The organism is Rathayibacter sp. AY2B9 (assembly GCF_002931595.1).
Taxonomy (GTDB): Bacteria; Actinomycetota; Actinomycetes; order Actinomycetales; family Microbacteriaceae; genus Rathayibacter.
The window spans coordinates 1-2,326 of record NZ_PSUB01000037.1 but is presented as its reverse complement, the minus strand read 5'-3'; the positions used below and the strand labels follow the sequence as shown (position 1 = coordinate 2,326).

Sequence of the window (2,326 nt, the reverse complement as noted above, 5' to 3'; positions counted from 1 at the left end):
GTGCAGCTCCAGGAACGACGCGAGGTCGGTGAAGGAGTACCGCGCGCGGAGCTGCACATCCACCTCGAGGGCACGATCGAGCCCGAGCACATCGTCGAGATGGCGCGCCGCAACGGGGTCGCCCTGCCCACCGAGGATCTCGACGCCCTCCGCGCGCGGTACTCCTTCACCGACCTCGCGTCGTTCCTGGAGCTGCACTACTCGAACCTCACCGTGCTGAAGACGGAGCGGGACTTCTTCGAGCTCGCGACCGGCTACCTCGACCGGGCGCAGAAGGCGAACGTCCGCCGCGCCGAGATCTTCTTCGACCCGCAGACGCACCTCGGCAACGGCGTCGCGCTCGACACCGTGATGAGCGGGATCACCCGTGCGCTCGGTCGGAGCGAGGAGACCCACGGGATCTCGACGGACCTGATCATGTGCTTCCTCCGCGACCTGGGCGCCGACGCGGCCGACGAGATGCTGACGGCAATCCTCCCCTGGCGCGAGCACATCATCGGCGTCGGGCTCGACTCGAACGAGGTGGGCTTCGGCCCGGAGCTGTTCGTCGACGTCTACGCGCGCGCCGCGGCGGACGGACTGCGCCTGGTCGCGCACGCCGGCGAGGAGGGCGGGCCCGAGACGGTCGCGGCCACCGTCGAGCTGCTGAAGGTCGAGCGGATCGACCACGGGATCCGCGCGATGGAGGACCCGGAGGTCGTCGCGATGCTCCGCGAGCGCCGCATCCCGGTGACGGTGTGCCCGCTGTCGAACGTGGCCCTGCGCGCTGTGGACACGATGGCAGACCACCCGCTGCCCGCGATGCTCCGCGAGGGACTCGTCGTGACGGTCTCGAGCGACGACCCGCCCTACTTCGGCGGCTACGTGGATGAGAACTACCGCGCCCTGGTCGAGGAGCTGGGGATGGACGACGCGCAGCTCGAGCAGCTGGCGCTCAACTCCTTCGACGCGGCGTTCATCACGGAGGAGGACCGCGAGCGCTGGCAGGCGGAGGTGCGCGAGCACTTCGCGCGGTGAGCGCGTCACTGCCTGGAGAACGATCGTTCCCACCCTCCCCGCGCGCTGAGCCCTCGTTCCGCGGTCGCACGCCTCCGCGCCCGCCCTACGCTGGCCGGATGACCCGATCCGACGGCACACGATGAGCTGGGTGCTCCTCACCGGCGCGATCCTCACCGAGGTGACGGCGTCGCTCGCCCTCCAGGCCGCCATCGAGTCGCCGGGCTGGTACGCCCTCGTGGTGGCGGCCTACCTGGCGGCGTTCGTCCTCCTCAGCCGGGTGCTCAAGGCCGGCATGCCGATCGGAGTCGCCTACGGCGTGTGGGGCGCGTGCGGAGTCGCGCTGACGGCGGTCCTCGCGGCCGTGCTCTTCGGGCAGCCGCTGACGGGCGTGATGACGATCGGGCTGGTGCTGATCATCGCGGGCGTGCTGATGGTCGAGATCGGCTCGCAGCGAGCGCAGGCCGCGCGCCGGGCGGTGCGCTGATGGCCTGGCTGCTGCTCTCGGGCGCGATCCTCACCGAGGTCGCCGCGACGATGAGCCTCAAACCCGCGACGGACGGCCGGAAGCGCTGGTACGTCGTGGTCGGAGTCGGCTACGTCGTCGCGTTCTCGCTGCTGGCCGGGGCGCTCGCGCAGGGCATGCCGATCGGGGTGGCCTACGGGATCTGGGCGGCGGTCGGAGTCGCGCTGACGGCAGTGCTCGGCCGCTGGCTGTTCCAGGACCCGCTGACCTGGACGATGCTCGGCGGGATCGGCCTGATCATCGCCGGCGTGCTGCTGGTGGAGCTCGGGCACTGACCGGCCGGCTGTCGTCGCAGCGGGAGTCTCTCCCGCTCAGCGGCCGTCGCGGCGGGAGCGCGCCTCCTCAGCCGTCGTCGCGGCGGTAGCGCGACGGAGTCACCGGTTGTCGCGGCGGTACCGCGCCTCGCGGCCGGCGATGTGGAGGCCGAGCCCGGTGACGGCGACCGCGAAGGCGACCAGCACGCCGATGAACGCGATCTCGTCGCCCGCTCCGACCGCCACGGCCGCGACGGTGAGCCCGATCAGCGCGAGGGCGAGCACCACGGCGCCGACGGTCTCGAGAGGGCTCCATGCGGTCATGGCTCCAGCGTGCGCTCGGAGCGGCGCGCGGGCAAGGGGCGGCAGGCGAACAGGACACGACGTCCCGCCGACCGCGGAGGTCCGCGCGGGTCCCAGCACACGACCCGTCCGCCCGGACGTCGGTCGACCGGGTGCTGCGGATCGCGGAGCTCGTCCGAGGCGGTCCGCGGTGCGGGCCCGCTCCGTCCGTCCCCGCCGGAACGCCCCCGCCCGTTCGCCCCGCCGC

4 protein-coding genes are annotated in these 2,326 nt (G+C 72.5%); 3 read left to right on the top strand and 1 reads right to left on the bottom strand.

All coding sequences use genetic code 11. From position 1 onward, the window contains the following. The 3 genes from C5C25_RS16185 to C5C25_RS16175 all read left to right on the top strand — a co-directional run bounded on the left by C5C25_RS16185 (window position 1) and on the right by C5C25_RS16175 (window position 1,797). On the top strand, window positions 1-1,017 hold the full coding sequence (locus C5C25_RS16185; RefSeq protein ID WP_104251195.1) for an adenosine deaminase: 1,017 nt from the start codon (window positions 1-3) through the stop codon (window positions 1,015-1,017). Between the two features lie 121 nt (window positions 1,018-1,138). Continuing rightward, on the top strand, window positions 1,139-1,483 hold the full coding sequence (locus C5C25_RS16180; protein WP_104251194.1) for a multidrug efflux SMR transporter: 345 nt from the start codon (window positions 1,139-1,141) through the stop codon (window positions 1,481-1,483). Beyond that, a complete protein-coding gene (locus tag C5C25_RS16175) occupies window positions 1,483-1,797 on the top strand; it encodes a multidrug efflux SMR transporter (RefSeq protein WP_104239710.1) in 315 nt (104 codons plus the stop codon). The genes C5C25_RS16180 and C5C25_RS16175 overlap by 1 nt, the downstream gene beginning before the upstream one ends. 99 nt (window positions 1,798-1,896) lie before the next feature. Here C5C25_RS16175 and C5C25_RS16170 read toward each other — a convergent pair whose 3' ends face one another. Next, window positions 1,897-2,100 carry a hypothetical protein gene (locus C5C25_RS16170; protein WP_104251193.1) on the bottom strand — a complete coding sequence of 68 codons (204 nt, stop codon included), beginning with the start codon at window positions 2,098-2,100 and terminating at the stop codon, window positions 1,897-1,899. Window positions 2,101-2,326 lie beyond the last annotated feature (226 nt).

Coding starts and splice junctions, on each gene's coding strand:
- C5C25_RS16180 (WP_104251194.1), top strand. CDS start 1,139: ATGAGCTGGGTGCTCCTCACCGGCGCGATCCTCACCGAGGTGACGGCG.
- C5C25_RS16170 (WP_104251193.1), bottom strand. CDS start 2,100: ATGACCGCATGGAGCCCTCTCGAGACCGTCGGCGCCGTGGTGCTCGCC.
- C5C25_RS16175 (WP_104239710.1), top strand. CDS start 1,483: ATGGCCTGGCTGCTGCTCTCGGGCGCGATCCTCACCGAGGTCGCCGCG.